Raw genomic sequence first — 22,355 nt, forward strand, 5'->3', positions numbered from 1 at the left:
TGCAATAAATAACATATAAGAGTATGACGCTGCCATGAAGCACTTACGCACACATTCAGGCCTTTTATCGCTCTTTGCGTTATTCATGCTCATGGCAGGCATGGCGCAAGCCCAAACAAAAGTTCGTGTTCTTGCGTACCCTTTCCCGCCTTTCTTTAATGAAGATAACCGAACAGGCTTAACAACCGATCTGATTGCCCTGCTCAACAATCTTCAAACAGATTATCACTTTGAATTAAAGGTGACATCCCCGACCCGACGCTATCAACAGTTTGCCACAGCCCGTGCCGATATCATTTTCTTTGAAATGCCCACATGGGGCTGGCAGAAAACGGCACTGACCTTTGAGCAGACGCGAGAGATAATGAAAGGCGGTGAGAAATATGTGACCGCAAATCAGAAGGGCCGGGATCAAAGCTTTTTTGATGATTTAACATCAAAAAGCATCAGCGCTTATATTGGCTATCATTACGGGTTTGCCAACTTTAATGCCAACCAAGATTGGCTGAGACAAAACTTTCACATTGTTTTACATAACTCACATGAGCGCATATTGGATCTCACTCTCAAAAATAAAGTCGACATCGGTGTTGTAACGCTGTCTTACTTAAAAAAATATTTCTACGCAAACCCGCAAAACCGTTCCAAACTCTTGATTTCAGACCATTTTGATCAACATTACAGCTTGCGCACACTGGTCCGCACAGGCGCACCCATCAATGTCTTGCAACTTGAACAGCTTTTGGATCAGCTTAAACAAAACAAACAACTGCGCGGATTGTTCATCGCCAATGGGTTGGAAGATCAATTAACCTACTAACGTCCCTCTCCTACGCGCGTATTATTTTTCCTTGCATTTCAACAAAAGAAGCGTATAAAGAGGGCGAACTCAATACATAGCCACTTTAGTGGATTTGATTGAAGTGGGCCCAACGGTCCGCTTTTTTTGTTATCGGGACATAATTTTCAATCTGAAAGAAAGGGGTTTCTTGCATATGTCTTTAGCGCTTAAACGCATTGAAGAAATTATTGCGCCCACCCTGACGGATCTGGGATATGCGATTGTCCGCCTGCAAATGCAGGGTGAACGCCATCCGACATTACAGATCATGGCAGAACGTCTGGACCGCAAGATTATGGACGTAGAAGATTGTGCCGCAATCAGCCGCGCGATTTCGCCGTTGCTGGATGTCGATGACCCGATTGAAGACGCCTATTCTCTGGAAGTGAGTTCACCTGGAGTAGATCGTCCGCTGGTGCGGGCAGAAGATTTTGAACGGTTTGCCGGTTTTGAAGCCAAGGTCGAAGTGGCCTATCTGATCGATGGCCGCAAACGTTTCACGGGCCGCCTTGTCGGCCTCGTGGATGGAAATGTACAAATTCTCGTGGACGGCGAAGCCCAAGATCTTCCCTTCGAAGATATTGTCAAAGCCAAGCTTGTCCTCACCGACGACCTGCTGGCCGCAGCGTCTAAAGAACAAGGATTGTAAGGAAAGATGGAACAATCTAGCGGAATGCCTCGCCCCGAATTGCTTCAAGTCGCAGACGTTGTAGCACGTGATAAAGGGATCGAACGCGACCAAGTTTTCGAAGCAATGGAACAGGCTATTCAAAAAGCCGGTCGTTCCAAGTACGGGCAAGAACATGATATTCGCGCCCACATCGACCGTAAAACAGGTGAGATCAAACTCGCCCGTTATATCGAAGTCGTTGCAGAAGTCGAAGACGAACACATGCAAATGACCGTCGATCAAGCCCGCACGCGCAAAGCAGATGCGGAACTGGGTGAGTTTCTGGTTGATCCGCTCCCTCCGATCGATTTTGGTCGTATCGCCGCACAAACTGCCAAACAGGTAATTGTGCAAAAAGTACGTGATGCAGAACGTGATCGTCAATTCGAAGAATACCGCGACCGCATCGGCGAAGTTGTCAATGGTCTGGTTAAACGCGTTGAATTCGGTAACGTCATTGTCGATCTTGGCCGCACAGAAGCCCTGCTGCGCCGCGACGAATGTATCCCGCGTGAACATGTAAAGAACGGCGACCGTATTCGGGCTTACATCTTTGATGTGCGCCGCGAAAACCGCGGTCCGCAGATCTTCCTGTCACGCTCCCACCCGCAATTCATGGCAAAACTGTTCACACAGGAAGTGCCGGAAATCTACGATGGGATCATCGATATCAAAGCCGTGGCCCGCGATGCCGGTTCACGTGCAAAAATTGCTGTGCAATCCAGCGACCATTCTATCGACCCGGTCGGTGCCTGCGTCGGGATGCGTGGTTCACGTGTTCAAGCCGTTGTGTCTGAATTACAAGGCGAGAAAATCGACATCATCCAATGGTCTGCCGACCCGGCGACCTTTATCGTAAACGCCCTTGCCCCGGCTGAAGTCGCCAAAGTCGTTTTGGATGAAGAAACCAACCGCATCGAAGTCGTCGTTCCCGATGATCAGCTGTCACTGGCAATCGGTCGTCGTGGTCAGAACGTCCGTTTGGCGTCGCAATTGACGTCATGGGATATCGACATTCTGACAGAGGCTGATGAGTCTGAACGCCGTCAGGAAGAATTTAAGGCCCGCTCCGCTAACTTTATTGAAGCTCTTGACGTTGATGATGTCATTGCACATCTGTTGGTCACAGAAGGTTTCTCTTCTATCGAGGAAGTGGCCTATGTCCCGCGTGCGGAACTGGCAGAAATCGAAGGCTTCGACATGGATGTTGCCGAAGAACTGCGCTCTCGTGCCCTGACTTATCTGGAAGAACAGGATAAAGTTCTGGATGCGCGCCGCAAAGAATTGGGTGTGTCTGACGATCTCGTTAATATTGAAGGCCTCTCTGCTGCAATGGTGGTTGCCCTTGGTGAAAATGACGTCAAGACCCTCGACGATCTCGCCGATCTCGCTGGTGATGAGCTGCGCGAATATGTCGGCGAAAAGAACCTGAGTGAATCGGCTGCCAATGAAATCATCATGGCGGCACGGGCACACTGGTTCGAAGATGAAGAATAAGGGGGACACCCCTGAACGTCGCTGCATCGTCAGCGGAGAAGTTCGACCTAAGGAAGAACTCATCCGCTGCGTTGTTTCCCCGGATGGCATTGTCGTGCCGGATGTGGATGCAAAATTGCCGGGACGCGGTTTATGGTTGAGTGCTGCGCGAGATGTGGTAAATACTGCATGTGCGAAAAACGCATTTTCACGTGCAGCACGCCAAAACGTCAAGCCAATGGATGGTTTGGCGGACAGAATTGAAGCCTTGCTGGTGCAACGTTGCCTCTCACTCATTGGGATGATGCGACGCAACGGCACGGTAATATACGGGTTTGAAAAAACCCGGAACTGGTTGAAAGACGGTAGAATCGCCGTCCTGTTGGCGGCCAAAAACGGCGCTGACGATGGCCGGGCAAAATTAAAAGCCCTTGCAGGCGACCGACCTTTGATCGACGTGTTCGATTCTGAAGAGTTGGGTCAGGCTGTTGGGCGGGACCATTTGGTCCATATGGGATTCGCTCCCGGTCCTTTGACCGAACGTTTCCAAGTGGAGGCTTTGCGCTTGCAAGGTTTTCGCGAGTAACGCATGAAACTGAAAGAGGCATCTTGTTTTTGATTGGCAAGAATACGATGCGAACGTACGAAAGACAGGCACAGCTCGGATATGACAGATAAAAAAGGCGACGACAGCAACAAGCTCAGCCTCAATCGACCCGGCAAACTTGAACTGAAGAAGACTGTAGACGCAGGATTGGTCAAACAGAGCTTCTCTCACGGACGCAGTAAGTCTGTGGCTGTCGAGGTTCGCAAGAAAAGAACGTTTGTTCAAGGCTCCAGCGGACGTATGTCCGAACTGCGCAAGGATCAGGCACAAGCACAAGAACAAGCGGAAAATGCATTCCATGCAGAACCCGACTTTGATACGGCTGACAAGCATTTGACACAAGGCGAAATGGCCAAACGGGCCGAAGTGCTTCAAAATGCGAAGAAAGCGGAAGAAGAAGCCGCCCTCGCCGCATTGCAGGATGCTCAAGCCCGTGCCAAGCGCGAACAGGCTGACGCAGAACGCCGCGAACAGGAAAAAGCCGAAAAAGAAGCACGGGCCAAAAAGGACCGTGAAGAAAAAGAACGTGCGGAAGAAGCTGCAAAGAAAAAAGCAGAAGAAGACGCACGCCGTCTGGCCGAAGAAGCCGCTATCGCGGCACAACGCGCGGAAAAATCACCGACTGCTGTTGCGAAGCCGGAAAATAAAGCGGCTGTAAAACCGAAGAAAAAAGAGGTTAAGAAACCAGAAGTCGCCAAACGCGAAGGCGACCGCCGTCGCGGCAAAGGCAAACTGTCTGTGGACAGCTTCGGTGATGAACAACGTCAACGGTCTTTGGCTTCCGTCAAGCGCGCACGCCAAAAACAAAAGGCGAAAGCAAGCGGTCAAGACGCCGATAAATCCAAACAAGCACGCGAAGTCGTCTTGCCGGATCACATTACCGTTCAGGAATTGGCCAACCGTATGGCAGAACGCGCCGCGGTTGTTGTCAAAACGTTGATGACAATGGGCACGATGGTCACCATCAACCAAACGATTGATGCCGATACGGCGCAAGTTGTCGTGGAAGAACTGGGCCATACCGTGAAACGTGTTTCCGATGCCGATGTTGAAACAGATCTGACCGGGCCGGAAGATCAAGCTGACGATCTGCAACCCCGTGCACCGATTGTGACCGTAATGGGTCACGTTGACCACGGTAAAACATCCTTGCTGGATGCATTGCGTGAAACAGATGTCGTTGATAAAGAAGCCGGTGGCATTACACAGCATATCGGTGCTTATCAGGTGACAATGGCGAGTGGGGCGAAAATCTCCTTCGTCGATACCCCCGGTCACGAGGCCTTTACCGCCATGCGTGCACGTGGGGCGGAATTGACAGATATCGTCGTTCTTGTTGTCGCTGCCGATGACGGTGTTATGCCGCAAACTATCGAAGCGATCCGTCACGCCAAAGCGGCGAATGTGCCGATTATCGTGGCAATTAACAAAATTGACAAACCGGGTGCTGACCCCAGCCGCGTTCGCCAGGAATTGCTGAACCACGAAATTCAAGTAGAGAGTTTCGGCGGGGATGTCATGGACGTGGAAGTTTCTGCCAAAAAACGCATCAACCTGGAAGGCCTGGAAGAAACCATTCTGCTGCAAGCGGAAATTCTGGAACTGAAAGCCAACCCGGACCGCGCCGCAGAAGGTGTTGTTGTCGAAGCCAAACAGGAACGTGGTCGGGGTAACATCGCAACCGTCATGGTTCAACGCGGGACGATCAATATCGGTGACATCTTTGTCGTCGGTAGCGAATGGGGCCGTGTCCGTGCCTTGGTTGATGATCACGGTCATCACGTGAAATCCGCAGGCCCGGCAACCCCGGTTGAGGTTCTCGGCCTGCAAGGCACACCGTCTGCCGGTGACCAAATGGTCGTGGTGGAAAGCGAAGCCAAAGCCCGCGAAGTGTCTGAATATCGGACCAACAAATCCAAGGCTGCCAAAGCAGCGGCTTCTGGGCGCGGAACACTGGAAGAATTGTTCAGCCAAATCGCTGCTGGCGAAGTCAAGGAACTGCCCGTCGTTATCAAAGCTGACGTTCAAGGTTCCATCGAGGCTCTGCAAGGTACATTTGACAAGCTGACACGTGACGATGTGAAAGTTAAGGTCCTGCACGGTGCCGTCGGTGCGATCAACGAGTCAGATATCACACTGGCACGTGCATCCAACGCCCTGATCATCGGCTTTAACGTTCGTGCCAACCCGCAAGCCCGCGAACTGGCAAAACGCGACGGTGTGGATATTCGTTATTATTCCATCATCTACGATGCAGCTGACGATGTGAAACGCATGATGACCGGTCTGCTTGACCCGGTTTATCAAGAGAAATTCATCGGTTACGCGGAAATTCGCGAAACCTTCAATATCTCTCGCGTCGGTACGATTGCCGGCTGTATGGTCACCGAAGGCGTTGTCAAACGCGGTGCCAAGGTTCGCCTGCTGCGTGACAACGTTGTCGTCCACAACGGGGCGTTGGGCCAGCTCAAACGCTTTAAGGATGATGTAAAAGAGGTTAAATCCGGTTTCGAATGCGGTATGTCATTTGAAAATTACAACGACCTCAAAGTCGGCGATGTGATCGAATGCTTCGAAATGGAGCAAATCGAGCAAGAAATCTAAGAAACAAGCGCCCCTGCCTCTGCAGGGGCCTTTTTCCACCGATCCCCCGTATTGTTTTGCGGGTCACACAGTGTGGAGGACTATTCCATTATGACAAGACGTTCCGGTAAAGCACCGACGCAACGCCAATTGCGCGTTGGCGAAGAAATCCGCCATGCATTGGCTGAAATTATCGCCCGTGCCGATTTTCGCGACCCTGATTTGATCGACGCCTCCATTTCCGTTTCCGAAGTGCGCGTCAGCCCCGATCTGCGCAATGCCACTGTTTTTGTCTCTGATCTAGGCGGCGACAATACGGATGCGGTTGTCGATGGCTTAAATCGGGCCAGCGGTCATGTGCGCCACGAATATTCGCGCGTTTCAACCACCAAATATATCCCGAAATTTAATTTCAAGCGGGATGAATCCTTGGATGAAGCCTTGAAAATCAATCGCTTATTGCAGGATCCTAAAGTTCAAGCTGACCTTGCACATGACGATGATGAAGACGAAGAAGACCTATCATAAGCCACTTGCGGCTTAAGGGGATTTCATGGGCAGAAAGAAAAAAGGTATTCCCATTCACGGTTGGTTGATTATCGACAAACCACTGGAAATATCATCCAACAACGTTGTCGGCAAGGCGCGTTGGTTGACCAAAGCACAGAAAGTCGGCCACGGCGGCACGCTTGACCCCCTCGCCAGTGGTGTGTTGCCGCTGGCCTTTGGAGAAGCAACCAAGACCGTCTCCTTTGTGATGGATGGCACTAAAACCTATCGTTTTGAAGTCACATGGGGCGAAACCCGCACCACCGATGACGCAGAAGGTGAAATCAGCGCAACTTGTGAAAAACGTCCAAGCAAAGCTGCGATTGAAGCCATCCTGCCAACCTTTTTAGGGGCCATAGAGCAAATTCCCCCCAAATTCAGTGCTATCAAGATTAATGGTCAACGGGCTTATAAGCTTGCACGCGCCGATGAAGACATCGAAATGACCGCCCGCACCGTTCAAATTGATCGTCTGGAACTGATTGATATGCCGGATGCGAATCGGGCTGTTTTTGAAGTTGATTGCGGTAAAGGGACCTATGTACGTAGTCTGGGGCGCGATATCGCCGCAAAATTAGACACCCTTGGATATATATCTGTCTTGCGTCGCACAAAAGTCGGCCCATTCGACGAAAAAAGCGCGATTTCTCTGGATTTTTTAGAGGAGATTGTGCATAGTGACGCGCTTTCTGAAAGCCTCCTTGCGATCGAAACCGTGCTGGACGACATCTCGGCATTGGCTTTGAGTGAGGAAGAAGCTCGGAAGATCCGTCAAGGCATGCCCCTTCATCGGGACTTGGATAATACAGCAATCCTGCGGTTGATGTATGAAGACAAGCTTTTGGCCTTGGCAAAAATCGAGGATGGTTTTGTCCGTCCGTTCCGTGTCTTCAATTATTAACATTTACATATGGAGTATACGATGTCGATTACTGCTGAAGAAAAAGCACAGGTTATCAAAGAATATGCAACTAAAGAAGGTGACACTGGTTCACCGGAAGTACAGGTTGCTATCCTTTCTAAGCGTATTGCAAACCTGACAGAGCACCTGAAGACTCATAAAAAAGACTTCCACTCTCGTCGCGGTCTGTTGCAAATGGTTGGTCAGCGTCGTCGTCTCTTGGACTATACCAAGAAAAAAGACGTTGCACGTTACCAAAGCATCATCGAACGCTTGGGTCTGCGTCGCTAAGACAAAGATTTGCAAAGAAAGGCGTAGCCAATGGGTTGCGCCTTTTTTGCTTTCGACCAATATGTTCTTCTGACACCTCAGAAGTCTTTTCAATTGAAAAGATCGTTGTTTTCACAGCGAAACACATGTGGCAATGTCACACATTCGTCAAACCGCAATCGGTCGATGTGGTGTAGATTGGCGAAAAGGCTGAAGTTTGAGGGAGGGTCCCTTAACCAGCCCAAAATGTACGTATGTAAGGAAGATATATGTTTAAAGAATTCCGTAAAGAAATCGAATGGGGCGGTCGCCCGCTGGTATTCGAGACAGGTAAAATCGCACGTCAAGCTGACGGTGCTGTTTTGGTCACGTATGGCGAAACAAAAGTTTTGTGTACAGCCGTCGGCCAGAAACAGGCACGTACCGACATTGATTTCTTTCCGTTAACGGTCAACTATCAGGAAAAAGCTTTTGCTGCCGGTAAAATTCCGGGTGGCTTTTTCAAACGCGAAGGTCGCCCTTCTGAAAAAGAAACACTGACATCTCGCCTGATTGACCGTCCGATCCGCCCGCTGTTCGCACCGGGTTATAAAAACGAAACACAAGTTATCTGTACGGTTCTTGCTCACGATCTGGAAAATGATCCTGATATCGTTGCCATGATCGGTGCCTCTGCGGCCCTGACCATTTCCGGTATGCCTTTCATGGGCCCCATCGGTGCGGCCCGCATTGGTTACATCGAAGGCGAATATGTGCTGAACCCAACTTTGGACGAGATGGAAGACTCCATCCTTGACCTCGCCCTTGCCGGTACAACTGACGGCGTGCTGATGGTTGAATCCGAAGCACAGGAACTGTCTGAAGAAATTATGCTGGGTGCCGTTGATTTCGGTCACGCCGCTTTCCAAGATGTGATCAATGCCATCATTGATCTGGCCGAAGTTTGCGCGAAAGAGCCTTGGGCACTGCCGGAAGCCCCGGCGTATTTGGAAGATGTAAAAGCAAAAGCAGCAGAATTGGCTGAAGCCGACCTGCGTGCCGCTTACAAAATCCAAAACAAACAAGAACGCGTTGCTGCTGTTTCTGCAGCAAAAGAAAAAGTCACCTCATTCTACGCCGATGCAGTTGAAGCAGGCGAGATTTCAAGTGTCGTTCTTGGCGGTGCGATGAAAAATCTTGAAAAAGACATCGTTCGCCGTGACATCATCGCAACCCAGTCCCGTATTGACGGACGCGACACGAAAACCGTTCGTTCCATCGTGGCTGAAGTTGGTTTGTTGCCACGTGCACACGGTTCTGCCCTGTTCACCCGTGGTGAAACGCAGGCAATGGCCGTTTGTACATTGGGAACGGGTCAGGATGAACAGATCGTCGACCAACTGGCTGGCGAATATCGTGAAAACTTCATGCTGCACTATAACTTCCCGCCGTACTCTGTCGGTGAAGCTTCCTTCCTGAAATCACCGGGTCGTCGTGAAATCGGTCACGGGAAACTAGCATGGCGCGCTATTCGCCCGCTGATGCCGTCCAAGGAAGAATTCCCTTACACGGTTCGTGTGGTATCTGAAGTGACAGAATCAAACGGTTCGTCTTCTATGGCGACGGTTTGTGGCACATCCTTGTCCCTGATGGATGCCGGTGTTCCGCTGGCACGTCCGGTTGCGGGTATCGCAATGGGCCTGATCAAAGAAGACGACGGCTTTGCCGTTCTGTCCGATATTCTGGGTGATGAAGATCACCTCGGCGACATGGACTTTAAAGTTGCCGGTACAGAAGAAGGCATCACGTCTTTGCAGATGGATATCAAAATCACATCCATCACCAAAGAGATCATGGAAATCGCATTGGGTCAGGCCAAAGACGGTCGCGTTCACATTCTGAATGAAATGGCACAAGCTATTACATCTGGTCGTGACGAAATCTCGTCCAATGCGCCGAAGATTACCCAGTTCCAGATCAACAAAGACAAGATCCGTGAAGTTATCGGTACAGGCGGTAAAGTGATCCGCGAAATTACCGAAGTCACCGGTGCAAAAATCGATATCGAAGACGACGGTACGATCCGCGTCGCCGCTGTTGACGGTGAGTCCGGTCAAAAAGCAATTGACTGGATCCAAGGCATTGTGGCGGAACCGGAACTTAACAAAATTTACCGTGGTAAAGTTGTTAAGGTCATGGATTTCGGCGCATTCGTCAACTACATGGGCACACGCGACGGTCTGGTTCATATCTCTGAACTGAAAAACGAACGTGTTGCACAAGTTTCCGACGTTCTCAGCGAAGGTGATGAAGTTTGGGCCAAGCTGATCGGGATTGATGACCGTGGCAAAGTCAAACTGTCCATGCGTGTTGTGAATCAGGAAACAGGCGAAGACATCTCCGACGAAGTGGGCGCAAAACGCCCGCGTGCAGAAGGCGATGGCGAACAGTCTGACAAGTCCGACAAACCGCGCGGTCGTCGTCCGCGTAGAAAAGCGGACTAAGTCCTCACTGTTAAGTGACTGACACAAAAGCCCCTTGGTAACGTTCGTTCCAAGGGGCTTTTTTTTAGAAAAAGGTCGTAGCTGTTTAATCCCTTATCTGGTTTCCACATAAAATCCTCCCAACCCTTTCATAAACCTCTCACACACCATAGAGAGGTTTACAATGACCGCACGTATTACAACAGTCACATTCCAAGGCATCGACGTTATTGAAGTCGAGGTTCAGGTTTCCATAACCACGGGGCTTCCCGCCCTCAATATCGTTGGGCTTGCCGATAAAGCCGTATCAGAAGCACGCGAGCGAGTGCGCGCGGCCCTGAGTGCTTTGGGGTTATCACTGCCGCCCAAACGCATCACGGTTAATTTGTCACCTGCCGATCTTGCCAAGGAAGGTTCCCATTTTGATCTGCCTATCGCGCTTGGTTTACTGGCAGCAATGGATGTCCTCAGTGAAGAAGATCTCAGCCCTTTTATTGTCTTGGGGGAACTCGCATTGGATGGGCGGCTGTCCCCTGTCACCGGTGTTTTACCCGCGGCCATTCATGCCCAAGTAAATGATCGCAATATCCTGTGTCCCAAACCACAAGGGGGCGAAGCCGTTTGGGCGGGGGATCTTGATGTGGTGGCACCCAACAATCTCTTGGAATTGGTCAACCATTTTAAAGGACGACAGTTACTGAGCCGTCCCAAACCTGTGCGTGTTGAAAAACAAGAAGGCCCAGCCCATCTGGATTTGCGCGATATTCGTGGACAGGAAAGTGCAAAGCGTGCCTTGGAAGTTGCCGCAGCCGGAAATCACAACTTGCTGTTTTGCGGTCCCCCCGGTGCCGGAAAATCCATGCTGGCCCGCCGCCTGCCCGGTATTCTCCCCCCGTTGGACGCACAAGAAGCCTTGGAAGTTTCCATGATCCATTCCATCGCCGGAACACTGCCCGAAGGGGGATTGATGATCCAACGCCCCTTTCGCGACCCACATCATTCGGCTTCCATGCCGGCATTGATCGGCGGTGGCCACCGTGTGCGCCCTGGTGAAGTCTCTCTTGCGCATTTGGGGGTTCTGTTTCTGGATGAATTACCGGAATATAACCGCACCGCCCTTGAGGCCTTGCGACAGCCGTTGGAAAGCGGGCGTGCTGAAATTGCCCGCGCAAACGCCCATATATCTTATCCTGCGCAGGTCCAATTAATTGCCGCCATGAACCCCTGTCGGTGTGGTCATCTCGATGATGCGGCATTGGCTTGTTCCCGTGCACCAAAATGTGCGGAAAGTTATCGTGATAAAATATCCGGCCCCCTGCTGGATCGTATCGACATTCATTTGGATGTACCGGCGGTCAACCCGACCGATTTACATTTGCCACCCCCCCAAGAAGGAACCCTGGATGTGCGCCAACGTGTATTGCAGGCCCGCACCATACAGAAACATCGTTATAAAAATCACGGCATTCGCACCAATGCCGAAGCCGATGGCGAATTCTTGCTGAAGATTGCCACACCGGACAAAGCCGGACAAAATCTGTTATTGGAAGCCACAAAAAAGCTGCGTCTTTCAGCCCGCGGGTATCATCGCGTTTTGCGGGTTGCCCGAACTTTGGCCGATTTATCCGGCAGTGAACAGGTTCAGGTCGAACATATCGGGGAAAGTCTGTCTTATCGGCCCAACATGACCCGCAAAAAAGCAGCCGCCCTTTTGCCATAAAAAAAGGGCCACATAAAAGCGACCCTTTTTTCAAATATATTGTTCGCTTTAAAAAGCTTAAGCCGCGCGACGACCTGCAAGGTTCGGTGTCTTGCGTTGGACTTTTTTCGGTCCACGCTTTTTAAATCCACCTTCGGTCTTTTTCTTGAAACCGCCATCGGATTTCTTTTTAAAACCACCTTCAGTCTTTTTCTTAAAGCCGCCATCAGATTTCTTTTTGAAACCGTCTTCTTGGCTTTTCGGTCCCTTGGTAAAGGTGCGTTTTTTGCCTGTACCGCCTCCACCAAAACGGCGACGTTTTTGATCGCCATTTGCCTTAAACGGCAGTGGGTCCTGATGATAAGGATGTTCGGATTCAACATCAACACGTTGCTGAATGGTCCGTTCAATGGCTTGCAACAGGTCACCTTCCCCATCAGTACAGAAAGACAGGGCAACACCGCTTTGACCGGCACGGCCTGTCCGACCGATACGGTGGACATACGCATCGCCTTCCAACGGCATGTCATAGTTAATGACGTGGGAAATATCAGCAACATCAATACCGCGTGCAGCAACATCGGTCGCCACCAACAATTCGATATCACCATTGCGGAAAGCGCGCAGAACACGTTGACGTGCAGCCTGTTGACGATCCCCATGAATGGTATCGGTTTTATGACCGCGTTCTTTTAAATTATCGCACAAACGATCCGCCATCGCTTTTGTACGCGTGAAGATCAGCACCTTTTTCAAAGTCGGATCGTCCAACAGATGATCAAGCAATTTCGGCTTATCTTTCTGCTTCATATGCATGACGCGGTGGTCAATTGTGTTGGCAACAGAATTTTCACGCGCGGCTTCAACCATTTTTGGTGAAACCAGAACACCGCTTGCCAACCCCCGAACCTGTTTAGACATGGTCGCTGAAAACATAACGGTTTGTTTTTCTGCCGGCATGGAGGCCGCGACTTTTCTGACATCATGGATAAAGCCCATATCAAGCATGCGATCGGCTTCGTCCAAAATGAAGGTATGAACATCATCACATTTAATGGAACCGCGTTCCATATGGTCCATCAATCGGCCCGGTGTCGCCACAACGATGTGAACCCCGCGTTGCAATTGCTGCAATTGCTGACGATAAGGAGATCCGCCATAAATAACCGTATGGAAAACTTTCTGGCCTTTGGTGAAGGAGCGGATTGCCACCCCGATCTGTTGAGCCAGTTCCCGCGTTGGCGCCAAAATAATACAGCGCGGTTTTCCTGCGACTGTTTTTTCGTTTTCTTCCAGCAGGCGATGAACCAAAGGCAGCACAAAGGCAGCTGTTTTACCACCACCTGTTTGGGCAACGCCCATCAGGTCATGGCCGTTCATTAAATGCGGAATAGCTTTGTCTTGAATATGCGTCGGCGTATCGAAGCCTTGTTTGGAAATGGCGTCGAGCAAAGGTTGGGCAAGACCCAACATATCAAATGTGGTCACAGTTTTACGTTCCTGTATCATCTGCGGTTTCGTCACCCTAAAATGCGTCCTGGCGACATGTAAAAATTCCGCACATGATGCCCAAATCGGGGCAAGGGAACGCGACCGGCACCGCTAAAAAGCGATACTCCTGCTGCACACAGGACTGACAGGTTTCTGCCACGGGCACGTGCATTAACTTTGCACGCACGGAAATAACGTGAGGCGGCTTATCCGCCTTTTTCCCTAAAATGTCAAGAAAAGCTTGCACTTTTCATCAGACAAAAAAAGGGGCTGCCTCTCGATAAACGATGCGACAGCCCCAATTCTAACCTTACAGGGGGGAAGGTTAATTATTTTTTCAGCTTAAGAACTTGCTCTTTAACTTCGTCAAGAGACTCAGTGAAACGAGCGTGGATTGTTTCAAAAGCTTCTGAGTTGGATTTACCAGCCATTTCGGCCAGTTCACGCATGTTGGACAAAGCTTTTTCAATCGCTTCTTTCACCAGATCCGTTTGTTGGGCCACTTTATCTTGCGGCTCACCTGCAACGGACAGGTCTTTGAAAGTGGCTTGCATTTCTTCCATCGCTTGACCAAGGATTTCAGCTTGGCGTTTGAAAACAGCCTGCATGCCTTCCAAGGCAACTTTGTTGGCTTGTGCAAGCGCTTCTACGTTTTTGCGCTGGCTTTCCAGAATGACGTTACCGTCAACACCGGGGATTTTGTATTCAGAGAACGCTTTGGAAAAATCGCCCATGAATTTTTGCGGGTCGAATTCGCTCATCAGTTTTGTCGGGTCGAAATCACCGAACATTTTAGAAGCGTCGAAGGCAAATGGATTAGCTTGTTTGGTCATTGGGTTTGCTCCAATAAAGAATGATAAGGTTGCTGCACTGCAATATTTCTAAGCTCAATATGGTATAATGCTACCTAAGAGTCAACATCTTTTTGTGCACTGCACAAAAAATATTTACACCCCCTCAAAGTGTCGCTTTCACTCACCTTATAAGGCTTTGATTTATTGAGTTTTACAGAAACATGACCCTTCCATGACATTCATGAAAAAGGGGTGATCATCCCGCCAGTTCTTTGGAACGTTGCGTCGCAGCATCAACGGCACGCGCCATCGGTTGTGCGATTCCCTCTTCCCCCATCAAAACTTCAAGGGCCGCTTGTGTCGTTCCGCCCGGTGAGGTCACGTTTTTGCGCAATTGTGCCGCATCGATCCCGCTTTGACGCATCAACTCGCCGGCCCCGGCAACCGTTGCCCGTGCCAACTGTGTGGCAAGGTCTTGGGATAATCCCGCCTGAATGCCAGCTTGGGTTAAACATTCCGTCATATAAAACACATAAGCCGGACCAGAACCGGATACGGCGGTTACCGGGTCCATAAGGGCTTCGTCATCAACCCATGCCACTTCGCCAATAGCTTCCAGAAGTGTGCTGCATTCGGTCTTTGCTGCATCGCTTACATGGGGATTGGCGCATGCGACACTGATCCCGCGACGCACCGCCGCCGGCGTGTTCGGCATCACACGGACAATGGCGGCTTCCTGTCCCAGAATATTTTCAAAATAAGATAGGGTTTTACCTGCGGCAATAGACAGAAACGTCGTGCTTGCCCCAAATCGTTTGCAGGCTTGGGCCGCTGCATCCATGCCTTGGGGTTTCACCGCCAACAACACAATATCGGCCGAAAAATCTTCTTCAATTTTGGCAATGTCATCATAGACAACCACACCATGACGTTCCCGCAGGGCTTGGGCATTTTCAGCAGAATGTTCCACGATACGGATATCGTCAGCCGCAATCCCTTGATCGAGCCAACCTTCCAGCATCGCACCGCCCATCTTACCGCAACCGACCAAAACGATACCCATTTTATTGTTCTCCTGCTTTCAGTCCTTCGGCTTCCAGTTCCGAAGTTTTTGTTTCGATGCGTTCCTGCAAGGTTGCCATAAATTCACGGCGTTTCAAGCCCGGTTCAATCGGTGGCATAATTTCCATGATAATTTTACCCGGCTTTTTCAGGAAACTACGCCGTCCCCAATACAGGCCGGAGTTCAATCCCACCGGAATAACAGGCATGCCCGTTTGGGTATAAATGGCGGCAACACCGGGATGATACGTCCCCGGTTCCCCCGGCGCAGAGCGCGTCCCTTCCGGGAAAATCACAACATTGCGATCTTCTTCCAACGCCTTCTTTACATCGGCGACCATGTTTTTCAGGGCACTTGCCCCCGCAGAACGGTTCACGGCAATATGTCCGCTGCGTTTTACATACCAGCCATAAAAGGGAATTTTCAGCAATTCTTCTTTTAAAATATATGCTGTTCGAAGACGCAACAGAACGAAAATTGCCGTATCCCAGGCAGATTGATGCTTACAGGCAATAATCCCGCCCGCTTTAGGTAAGTTTTCAAGTCCCCGAATTTCATAATCAATCCCGGTGATATGACGCATCCCCCACATGACATAACGCGTCCAAAACTGGGAACCCTTGCGCATTTCCTGTGAAGAAAAAGGTAACAACACAAGCAAAATTAAAGCAATGACCCCTGTGCCGCCAAAAAGATAAATGTTAAATAATACAGATCGAATAAATGTCATTTCAATATCTCAAGATCAGTTTGTCGCGCCAGTTCCTGACGCAGCCAGACCAGTAAAAATTTGTTATATTCGCCAACCATCAGGGCTGCCGTTCCCGGCCAACGCCACCATTGATCCACTTTCACATGTTCAGGAAAAACCGGATGTGCAATCAGCCGGACCTGAGGCATGTAAAAAGAAAACTCCAACAGACTTCGCGGCATATGATAGTTCGCCGTCACCAATCGTAAAGACTTAAATCTGGTTTTTTCGATCCAGCGCGCTGTTTCTTTCGCATTGCCTCGCGTGCTGTCGGCTTCGTGACCGATATCAATACAACACTCGAGTTCTTGCGGGGCACTTTTGGACAAGGCAAGCAATTCTTCTAGCTCTACCCCCCGATAAACACCAGAGATCAGAAGCTTTTGGGCTTTCTTTTGCATCAAAAGGGTCATGCCTGTGTTCAAACGTTCCGTCCCGCCGGTCAGTACAACAATGCCATCCGTTGTGGTATAGTCATCTTCAACCAGTCGCGGCACATGATCCATAAAAACAATAAAACCGCCAGACCAGACGAAACAGGCCAAAATACAAAAAATTGCCAACGGACCGAAAAGACGGCGTTTTTTCTGGGGTAACATCCGTACCATAATTAAACCATTTTATGAAGTGTACGCAAGACGGCAACGCGGGCCGTCAGGTATCCCATAGCTGCGGCAACAATGGGCAATCCCATAACCGCCACCCATTGCCAAAGCCCAATATCAATATCAGGCAATAAAGCACTGTCGATTTGACGATATAAATAGCCAAAACCGGCAAACGTCGGACCGGCAGCCGCCAACCCCAACAACCCGCCACGCAAGCCCAAATTCAACGCATGTTCGGCAAATTGACGCGCGATATAAGTATCCTGTGCCCCAATAAGATGAAGAACCTCAATCACATCCTGATGAATGGCAAGGCCGGTCTTGGTCACAAAAAAGACCGTCCCGATAGAGGCGAACCCAATAAGCGATAAAACAATATAAGCCCCCCATTCCAAGGTTTGGCTCATGCGGATCAGACGGTCCAGCCAAACACGGTGATCGTCCATTGTCGCACCAGGTGCCACTTTATTCATGGCATCAACCAACTGTTGCCCATCCACATCCATCCCACTGCGCAGCGAGACATCAATCAAATGCGGAAGCGGCATATTATCCAACGCCCGACTATTGCCCAACCACGGTTCCAACAACGAAACCACATGGGACCGCGCAATCGGTTCAGCCAGCACCACAGCCGGATGGGCTCGCAAAATTTTCAAAACCCCAGCAATCTGGGCTTGATCCTGTTTCACGCTGTCCCCCGGTGGCACCTGAACCGTCAAAGTATCGGAAACACCACGTTCCCAACGTGCACTCACGGACTGCATAATTGCTGTCGCCACCACAGACAAGGCCGCCAAATACACCATAAAGGCAATCAGCCACGGCAGAAACCGCGTGCCCGGATCTTTATCCAACGGCACATCTTTATGGTGATTGAAGGACAGAATACTCATGTGACCTTCCCCTCCATGCGCACATTGGAGCGACGCGCTGCCGGGCGCAACGGCCCCATTTGTTCAACACGACCATCTTCAATACAAATACGCGGGTGACCGAACTGACGTACCAGTCCTTCGTTGTGCGTCGCCATCACAATCGTCGTGCCCAGTTTATTCAATTCTTCCAAAAGATGAAGCAAACGCACAGCCAGTTTATCATCCACATTGCCTGTCGGTTCGTCGGCCAGCAACAAGCGGGGGCGGGTAATGACGGCACGCGCCAAGGCAACACGTTGCTGTTGGCCACCGGATAATGTACTGGGGCGCGCACTCATATGATCTTTCAATCCAACCCAGGTTAAAAGTTCCGTCACATGCTTGCGAATATCTTTTTCATGTACATTGGCAACGCGCATCGGTAAGGCGACATTATCAAATGTCGACATATGATCCAGCAGACGAAATTCCTGAAAAACAACCCCAACTTGGCGGCGCAGGGCAGGTAACGTGTCGCGTTCGGTGGTCGCAATATCACTGCCGAACAGGGAAATAAGACCACGGGTTGGGCGATGCGCCAGATACATCAATTTTAGCAAGGATGATTTCCCCGCCCCACTCGGCCCTGTCAGAAAATGAAAGGCTCCTTCTTCCAATGTCAGGGAGACATCGCGCAAAACCTCCGGCCCTACACCGTAGCGTAAACCTACATTTTCCAGCTTTACAATTACCAAAATCAACCGCCTCTTACTTTTAATGCGATACCCTTTGTACGCATTCTTATCGCGTTCGTTAAGACCTTATTCACACATAATATATTAAAGTCAAAACTAACGCGATTTTTTAAGCAACGGGCAGTCTTGCCTAGACGCAAAGAAACGCCTATAAAGAATAAGGACTTAGGTAAAAGCTGGTGGCTCCATGATTATTAGTTGTCCAAATTGCTCGGCACATTATTCCGTTCCTATCGCTGCACTCGGCGAAGAGGGGCGCACACTGCGTTGTGCGAAATGCGCACATACATGGGAGCAACCGCCCTATGAAGATAGCATCCTAGAGTTGGATGAACACGAGGTAACGACGGCCCCGCCGCCGCCGCCGCCAGCACCGGAACCTATGCCGGAACCGGAACCCATGTTCGAACCGGAGCCAGAGCCGGAACCGGAGCCAATGTTTGAACCGGAGCCGGAACCAGAACCGGAACCGAAGGCCGCGAGTGATCGTTTTGATACAGACGACATGCCCAGCGACGAGGAATTAAACGATATCTTTGGCGATGATGATATCGAACCCGTTCAATCTATGGCCGAGTCGATGTATAGCAAGGACGATATCCTTGACGATATGGACGATCTCGATGACCCGGAACCAATCCCGGAAGTCTTTACCGCCCCCGTGCGCCAAAAAGAGAAGAAGAAAAAGAAAGGCGGTTTCTTTAAATTCCTTTTCTGGCTGATCATCATTATTGCGCTGCTGGGCAGTGCGGTCCATTTTGGTCGGGGCATGATTATGCAATTCGTTCCGCAAGCCGCCCCGGTTTACAAAATTTACGATGACTATTTCGGGATGGTTCAGGGCATGCTTGGCATGAAACCTGAATTACGTGATTTGATGGAAATCCGCGACGTTCATTCATCGCGGCGTACAGAAGGCAACGACAATATTTTGATCGTTGCCGGCGATGTCGGCAATATTTCTGAAACCACACAAAGTGTCCCACAAATCCGGGTATCCCTGTTTGATGCAACCGATGCGGAAGTCCAGTTCCTGATTGTCGATACCAAAGACAAAGAAGTTGCAGCGGGCGGGACAACACCGTTTGAAGCCCAGATCAAAAACCCGGCGGCCAGTGCACGCCGTCTGGAAGTCACATTTGTTGACCCGGAAACAAAACAATAAAAAAGATTTAAATCAAATCTGAAGAAGCCCTGCCCTGAACGGCGGGGCTTTTTTTATATCAACTCTTGACAATTAATTTAACGTTGTTAATTTAATGATGTTAAATTAAATTGAGAGACCCATCATGGCCCGTCCCAAAAAATCAGACGCGATCGATATACAAGACCATGCTGTTACAGAAGTCATAGCCCTGTTGCGAGACGGCACACACACATTTTCCTTAAACACCATTGCCAAGAAAATCGGCTGTAGCGCCCCTGCCCTGTACGCCTATTTTTCTAGTAAGGATGATTTGCTGGACCATGTCCGCCAACGGGCCTTTCAAGACTTATTGGCCCAAAAACAAAGTAGATACGAGACAGAAGCCCCCTCAGAGCCTATTCAAAGTTTGCGAAACGGCGGACATTATTTCATTTCCTTTGCCCAAGAAAATCCAAATCTCTATCGATTGATTTTCACACCGGATCATAACAGCAAGGCAGCCGATATAAATGTCGCAGAAACGTTGTTACAGCCCCTGATAAACGGTGTTCGTAATGCCCAACCGCATGCTTTAAAACAAGGCATAGAAGCCGAGTCGCTCGCTTATCTTATGTGGAATGCCGTGCACGGTGCCATTCTCATGGCGATGGAAAACAACGGGACCTTTTCGTGGGGGCAGGCTTATGAAGTGGTCGATACCGTTATGACGCTTCTGTTCCCTACTGCACCAAAATAGGATGAGAATATGAAAATTTCACGCCCCCTCACAATTGGCCTGCTCAGCCTATCTATCGCAATCAGCTTATTTATTGGTTATAGCGACCATTCGATGAAGCAAACCATTCAAGGTTTTGAACAGCGTATCATCTCGTCGGCAAAAAGCTTTTCACTCCCTGATGCAGCAGAAATTCAGGCTTTGCCCCAACCTGTTCAACGTTATTTTGCTTTCACCTTCCCAAATGGTTTTCCCGAGCAAAAGCAATATGTCGTGGTCAAAATGCAAGGCATGTTTCGCCGCCCTTTAACACAAAGTTTTGAACCCACAACCGCCCGTCAAGTTGCCAGTTTTACCCGGCCCGATATGGTGTTCAGCGCCAGTACGCCTATCTTCGGGCCGATCTGGGCAGACGTTTATGATCGATTTATTGAAGGCGAGATGCAAATGGAGGCCAAGCTTTTATCCGCATTTTCCGTCGTGCATGAAGACAAGAATCCCAGCCTTAATCAAATCTCACTTCGGCGTTGGTTATTGGAAAGTCCGACCTATCCTATGGCGCTTTTGCCCGGTGGTATTGTGACATGGCATGCGATTGATGATACCCACGCTTTAGCGGTTGCTTCTGCCTATGGGATCAAGGCCGAACTCATAGCCACGTTTGGCCCAAATGGTGAATTGCTTTCCTTTGACGCAACAAAACCCGGTGACTTAACCACCCCGTATCACGGATCGGGCGAACGCGTCAGCCGATCAGATTTCCAACTGGTCAACAATATACGCCTGCCCATGTCGTTTGAAATATCACGTGTCGGCAAAGACGCAATCGCCCATCCTTTCTGGCGCGCAAAAATTACAGATATTCACTTTGCCCCTTAAACATAAAAAACGCCCCGACAACATCTCGCTGCCGGGGCGTTTTTTAAGAATACGCTTTTAAGATAAAAGCTTATTTCTTCAAGTGGTCACGAACCAGAACTTCTGCGATTTGGACGGTGTTCAACGCAGCACCTTTGCGCAGGTTGTCGGACACACACCAGAAAGACAGACCGTTTTCAACAGTATCGTCTTTGCGGATACGAGAGACATAAGTCGCATCTTCACCCGCACATTCGACCTGAGTCACATAACCTTCGTCTTCGTGATGATCGACAACCACCAAGCCATCTTGGGCCTGCATCACTTCACGTGCACGGGCAACATCAATCGGCTTTTTGGTTTCGATGTTGATATATTCAGCATGACCAATGAACGCAGGAACACGACAGCAGTTGGCGTGGACCTTGATATTCGGGTCGAGAATTTTTGCAGTCTCTACCTTCATTTTCCATTCTTCTTTGGTCGCGCCGTCATCCATAAAGACATCGATATGCGGAATGCAGTTAAACGCGATTTGCTTGGTGAATTTCTTTTTGGTTTCAGACGCAGGCTTATTCATAAAGATGCCTTTTGTCTGTTCAAACAGTTCATCCATCGCATCTTTACCACCGCCGGAAACAGACTGGTAAGTGGAAACAATCACGCGCTCGATACCAAATTCTTCATGCAACGGCTTCAACGCAACCATCATCTGAATGGTCGAGCAGTTCGGGTTCGCGATAATGCCTTTTTTCTTGTAATCCGCAATTGCTTCCGGGTTTACTTCAGGAACGATCAACGGAACATCCGGGTCCATACGGAAATGGGATGTATTATCCACAACAACTGCACCGGCTTCGGCTGCGCGCGGGGAATATTTCGCAGAAATTGCACCACCCGGTGAAGACAGAACAATGTCGGTCCCGGTGAAGTCAAACGTATCCAGATCCTGAACTTTCAGGATTTGGTCTTCCCCGTAAGAAATTTCACGACCGACCGAACGACGAGACGCCAGCGCGACAACTTCGTCTGCCGGAAAATTACGTTCTGCCATAATCTGGAGCATTTCACGGCCTACATTGCCGGTGGCGCCCATAACTGCAACTTTATAACCCATCTTGCTTTCCTTTGTATTGTGGCCCAGTGGTGTCTTCCGCCTGTTCCATTTCCCGATTGATGTTGCACATACGAAAAAAGGCCCGAAGCGGTAATCCCCGCGAGGGCCTTTTTTCGAATATACGATCCGTTTTCAGTCCCC

At 49.9% G+C, this 22,355-nt stretch carries 21 protein-coding genes; 13 read left to right on the forward strand and 8 right to left on the reverse strand.

Annotated features, from left to right (window positions below):
* The first annotated feature begins 34 nt into the window (after nucleotides 1–34).
* The 10 genes from ACN0VA_RS00620 (at nucleotide 35) to ACN0VA_RS00665 (ending at nucleotide 12,079) form a co-directional block, all read left to right on the forward strand.
* Nucleotides 35–820: a hypothetical protein gene (locus ACN0VA_RS00620; RefSeq protein WP_417819266.1), complete on the forward strand. Its 786-nt coding sequence runs from the start codon at nucleotides 35–37 to the stop codon at nucleotides 818–820.
* A 175-nt stretch (nucleotides 821–995) separates the two neighbouring features.
* The gene (gene rimP / locus ACN0VA_RS00625) at nucleotides 996–1,490 is read left to right on the forward strand and encodes a ribosome maturation factor RimP (protein WP_188663653.1); all 495 of its coding nucleotides are present in this window, start codon (nucleotides 996–998) and stop codon (nucleotides 1,488–1,490) included.
* Between the two features lie 6 nt (nucleotides 1,491–1,496).
* Nucleotides 1,497–3,008, forward strand: a complete 1,512-nt coding sequence (nusA, locus tag ACN0VA_RS00630; protein WP_417819267.1) for a transcription termination factor NusA — start codon at nucleotides 1,497–1,499, stop codon at nucleotides 3,006–3,008.
* Nucleotides 2,998–3,573, forward strand: coding sequence for an RNA-binding protein (locus tag ACN0VA_RS00635; RefSeq protein ID WP_417819268.1), 576 nt, complete (start codon nucleotides 2,998–3,000; stop codon nucleotides 3,571–3,573). Before nusA ends, ACN0VA_RS00635 begins: the two co-directional genes overlap by 11 nt.
* 81 nt (nucleotides 3,574–3,654) lie before the next feature.
* The gene (gene infB, locus ACN0VA_RS00640) at nucleotides 3,655–6,198 is read left to right on the forward strand and encodes a translation initiation factor IF-2 (RefSeq protein WP_417819269.1); all 2,544 of its coding nucleotides are present in this window, start codon (nucleotides 3,655–3,657) and stop codon (nucleotides 6,196–6,198) included.
* A 90-nt stretch (nucleotides 6,199–6,288) separates the two neighbouring features.
* On the forward strand, nucleotides 6,289–6,705 hold the full coding sequence (gene rbfA, locus ACN0VA_RS00645; RefSeq protein WP_417819270.1) for a 30S ribosome-binding factor RbfA: 417 nt from the start codon (nucleotides 6,289–6,291) through the stop codon (nucleotides 6,703–6,705).
* Between the two features lie 25 nt (nucleotides 6,706–6,730).
* Nucleotides 6,731–7,627, forward strand: coding sequence for a tRNA pseudouridine(55) synthase TruB (gene truB / locus ACN0VA_RS00650; protein ID WP_417819271.1), 897 nt, complete (start codon nucleotides 6,731–6,733; stop codon nucleotides 7,625–7,627).
* A gap of 21 nt (nucleotides 7,628–7,648) precedes the next feature.
* Nucleotides 7,649–7,918, forward strand: a complete 270-nt coding sequence (rpsO, locus tag ACN0VA_RS00655) for a 30S ribosomal protein S15 (RefSeq protein WP_188663665.1) — start codon at nucleotides 7,649–7,651, stop codon at nucleotides 7,916–7,918.
* Nucleotides 7,919–8,166: 248 nt separating this feature from the next.
* Nucleotides 8,167–10,380 carry a polyribonucleotide nucleotidyltransferase gene (gene pnp / locus ACN0VA_RS00660; RefSeq protein ID WP_417819272.1) on the forward strand — a complete coding sequence of 738 codons (2,214 nt, stop codon included), beginning with the start codon at nucleotides 8,167–8,169 and terminating at the stop codon, nucleotides 10,378–10,380.
* 163 nt (nucleotides 10,381–10,543) lie between these two features.
* Nucleotides 10,544–12,079, forward strand: a complete 1,536-nt coding sequence (locus tag ACN0VA_RS00665; protein WP_417819273.1) for a YifB family Mg chelatase-like AAA ATPase — start codon at nucleotides 10,544–10,546, stop codon at nucleotides 12,077–12,079.
* 57 nt (nucleotides 12,080–12,136) lie between these two features.
* On the opposite strand, the gene ACN0VA_RS00670 is transcribed toward ACN0VA_RS00665, so the two are convergent.
* The 7 genes from ACN0VA_RS00670 to ftsE form a co-directional block, all read right to left on the reverse strand.
* Nucleotides 12,137–13,582, reverse strand: coding sequence for a DEAD/DEAH box helicase (locus tag ACN0VA_RS00670; protein WP_417819274.1), 1,446 nt, complete (start codon nucleotides 13,580–13,582; stop codon nucleotides 12,137–12,139).
* Nucleotides 13,583–13,878: 296 nt separating this feature from the next.
* Complete coding sequence (locus ACN0VA_RS00675) at nucleotides 13,879–14,382, reverse strand: phasin family protein (protein ID WP_417819275.1); 504 nt, start codon at nucleotides 14,380–14,382, stop codon at nucleotides 13,879–13,881.
* A gap of 217 nt (nucleotides 14,383–14,599) precedes the next feature.
* Nucleotides 14,600–15,406 carry a pyrroline-5-carboxylate reductase gene (proC, locus tag ACN0VA_RS00680; protein ID WP_417819276.1) on the reverse strand — a complete coding sequence of 269 codons (807 nt, stop codon included), beginning with the start codon at nucleotides 15,404–15,406 and terminating at the stop codon, nucleotides 14,600–14,602.
* Between the two features lies 1 nt (nucleotide 15,407).
* On the reverse strand, nucleotides 15,408–16,136 hold the full coding sequence (locus tag ACN0VA_RS00685) for a lysophospholipid acyltransferase family protein (protein ID WP_417819277.1): 729 nt from the start codon (nucleotides 16,134–16,136) through the stop codon (nucleotides 15,408–15,410).
* Nucleotides 16,133–16,765 (reverse strand): YdcF family protein, encoded by a 633-nt coding sequence (locus tag ACN0VA_RS00690; protein WP_417819278.1) that lies wholly within the window; start codon nucleotides 16,763–16,765, stop codon nucleotides 16,133–16,135. Before ACN0VA_RS00690 ends, ACN0VA_RS00685 begins: the two co-directional genes overlap by 4 nt.
* Nucleotides 16,766–16,767: 2 nt before the next feature.
* Nucleotides 16,768–17,661, reverse strand: a complete 894-nt coding sequence (locus ACN0VA_RS00695) for a cell division protein FtsX (RefSeq protein WP_417819279.1) — start codon at nucleotides 17,659–17,661, stop codon at nucleotides 16,768–16,770.
* Entirely contained in the window at nucleotides 17,658–18,371 is a 714-nt protein-coding gene (gene ftsE / locus ACN0VA_RS00700; protein WP_417819737.1) for a cell division ATP-binding protein FtsE, read from the reverse strand. The genes ACN0VA_RS00695 and ftsE overlap by 4 nt, the downstream gene beginning before the upstream one ends.
* Before the next feature lie 193 nt (nucleotides 18,372–18,564).
* On the opposite strand from ftsE, the gene ACN0VA_RS00705 reads away from it, so the two are divergent.
* From ACN0VA_RS00705 to ACN0VA_RS00715, 3 genes are all read left to right on the forward strand, one after another.
* Entirely contained in the window at nucleotides 18,565–19,542 is a 978-nt protein-coding gene (locus tag ACN0VA_RS00705) for a DUF3426 domain-containing protein (RefSeq protein ID WP_417819280.1), read from the forward strand.
* Nucleotides 19,543–19,666: 124 nt separating this feature from the next.
* The gene (locus ACN0VA_RS00710; protein ID WP_417819281.1) at nucleotides 19,667–20,260 is read left to right on the forward strand and encodes a TetR/AcrR family transcriptional regulator; all 594 of its coding nucleotides are present in this window, start codon (nucleotides 19,667–19,669) and stop codon (nucleotides 20,258–20,260) included.
* A 9-nt stretch (nucleotides 20,261–20,269) separates the two neighbouring features.
* Entirely contained in the window at nucleotides 20,270–21,118 is an 849-nt protein-coding gene (locus ACN0VA_RS00715; RefSeq protein ID WP_417819282.1) for a DUF6920 family protein, read from the forward strand.
* A 70-nt stretch (nucleotides 21,119–21,188) separates the two neighbouring features.
* Here ACN0VA_RS00715 and ACN0VA_RS00720 read toward each other — a convergent pair whose 3' ends face one another.
* A complete protein-coding gene (locus ACN0VA_RS00720; protein WP_417819283.1) occupies nucleotides 21,189–22,214 on the reverse strand; it encodes an aspartate-semialdehyde dehydrogenase in 1,026 nt (341 codons plus the stop codon).
* Nucleotides 22,215–22,355 lie beyond the last annotated feature (141 nt).

The organism is Terasakiella sp., from assembly GCF_048267425.1.
Lineage (GTDB): Bacteria > Pseudomonadota > Alphaproteobacteria > Rhodospirillales > Terasakiellaceae > Terasakiella.

Excerpts from the sequence above, each read along its gene's own strand:
- rimP (WP_188663653.1), top strand. The coding sequence starts at position 996 with ATGTCTTTAGCGCTTAAACGCATTGAAGAAATTATTGCGCCCACCCTG.
- ACN0VA_RS00695 (WP_417819279.1), bottom strand. The coding sequence starts at position 17,661 with ATGAGTATTCTGTCCTTCAATCACCATAAAGATGTGCCGTTGGATAAA.
- pnp (WP_417819272.1), top strand. The coding sequence starts at position 8,167 with ATGTTTAAAGAATTCCGTAAAGAAATCGAATGGGGCGGTCGCCCGCTG.
- truB (WP_417819271.1), top strand. The coding sequence starts at position 6,731 with ATGGGCAGAAAGAAAAAAGGTATTCCCATTCACGGTTGGTTGATTATC.
- ACN0VA_RS00715 (WP_417819282.1), top strand. The coding sequence starts at position 20,270 with ATGAAAATTTCACGCCCCCTCACAATTGGCCTGCTCAGCCTATCTATC.
- rpsO (WP_188663665.1), top strand. The coding sequence starts at position 7,649 with ATGTCGATTACTGCTGAAGAAAAAGCACAGGTTATCAAAGAATATGCA.
- proC (WP_417819276.1), bottom strand. The coding sequence starts at position 15,406 with ATGGGTATCGTTTTGGTCGGTTGCGGTAAGATGGGCGGTGCGATGCTG.
- ACN0VA_RS00720 (WP_417819283.1), bottom strand. The coding sequence starts at position 22,214 with ATGGGTTATAAAGTTGCAGTTATGGGCGCCACCGGCAATGTAGGCCGT.
- ACN0VA_RS00705 (WP_417819280.1), top strand. The coding sequence starts at position 18,565 with ATGATTATTAGTTGTCCAAATTGCTCGGCACATTATTCCGTTCCTATC.
- ACN0VA_RS00690 (WP_417819278.1), bottom strand. The coding sequence starts at position 16,765 with ATGGTACGGATGTTACCCCAGAAAAAACGCCGTCTTTTCGGTCCGTTG.
- ACN0VA_RS00665 (WP_417819273.1), top strand. The coding sequence starts at position 10,544 with ATGACCGCACGTATTACAACAGTCACATTCCAAGGCATCGACGTTATT.
- ACN0VA_RS00675 (WP_417819275.1), bottom strand. The coding sequence starts at position 14,382 with ATGACCAAACAAGCTAATCCATTTGCCTTCGACGCTTCTAAAATGTTC.
- infB (WP_417819269.1), top strand. The coding sequence starts at position 3,655 with ATGACAGATAAAAAAGGCGACGACAGCAACAAGCTCAGCCTCAATCGA.
- nusA (WP_417819267.1), top strand. The coding sequence starts at position 1,497 with ATGGAACAATCTAGCGGAATGCCTCGCCCCGAATTGCTTCAAGTCGCA.
- ACN0VA_RS00620 (WP_417819266.1), top strand. The coding sequence starts at position 35 with ATGAAGCACTTACGCACACATTCAGGCCTTTTATCGCTCTTTGCGTTA.
- ACN0VA_RS00710 (WP_417819281.1), top strand. The coding sequence starts at position 19,667 with ATGGCCCGTCCCAAAAAATCAGACGCGATCGATATACAAGACCATGCT.
- ACN0VA_RS00635 (WP_417819268.1), top strand. The coding sequence starts at position 2,998 with ATGAAGAATAAGGGGGACACCCCTGAACGTCGCTGCATCGTCAGCGGA.
- rbfA (WP_417819270.1), top strand. The coding sequence starts at position 6,289 with ATGACAAGACGTTCCGGTAAAGCACCGACGCAACGCCAATTGCGCGTT.
- ACN0VA_RS00685 (WP_417819277.1), bottom strand. The coding sequence starts at position 16,136 with ATGACATTTATTCGATCTGTATTATTTAACATTTATCTTTTTGGCGGC.